Here is a 732-nt window from a genome sequence, read left to right on the forward strand (position 1 = left end):
TTTCAGTACGCTTCTTTATTATCTTTCAATTTCAGTAGCTCCTGAAATTGGTGCGAATGGATCTTCATTATTAATATGATCGTAAAACATAACACCATTTAAATGGTCGATTTCATGTTGAAAGCAAACTGCTGGAAGTCCTTTTAGACGTAGTTTAATTTCTTCACCTTCTATTGTTGTTGCTTTTACAGTAATTCGTGAGTATCTTGGTACGTAGCCTGGAACAGCACGATCCACCGATAAACAACCTTCACCACCAGATAAATATGATTTTTCTACTGAATGGCTGATAATTTTAGGATTGAATAATCCGTAACTATATAATGTTCCTTTTTCGTCTGATAAGTGTACTGCAATAATCCTTTTGGGAACATTAATTTGAGGAGCTGCTAATCCAATACCAGGTCGTAAACCATACTTGGCTGAAACTTCTGGATCTTGACTGTTAATTAGGTATTCTAGAAGGTCTTGTGCGATGGCTTTATCTTCTTCACTAGCTGGTAAAGAAACTTCTTTAGCCACCTCACGTAAAACAGGATTTCCTTCTAAAACTATATCTTTCATTGTAATCAATTTTGTCCCACCTTTATCTTTATGTAAAAACTTATTATTATTCAGTTAGTATTATTCAAATCTTACCTTAACTTTTTATTGATGTAAATCAATCATGCACAGATAGAAATAAGATTGATTAAGAACTATTATATGCTTCTTTTTTATTTAATTGTTAAA

General features: G+C 32.4%; 1 protein-coding gene. It reads right to left on the reverse strand.

Annotated elements, in window-relative coordinates; genetic code table 11:
- Positions 1-18: 18 nt before the first annotated feature.
- Positions 19-573, reverse strand: a complete 555-nt coding sequence (gene def, locus V7014_RS00435; RefSeq protein WP_335502725.1) for a peptide deformylase — start codon at positions 571-573, stop codon at positions 19-21.
- Positions 574-732 lie beyond the last annotated feature (159 nt).

The organism is Bacillus sp. JJ722 (genome assembly GCF_036963345.1).
Classification (GTDB): Bacteria; Bacillota; Bacilli; order Bacillales; family DSM-1321; genus Bacillus_AD.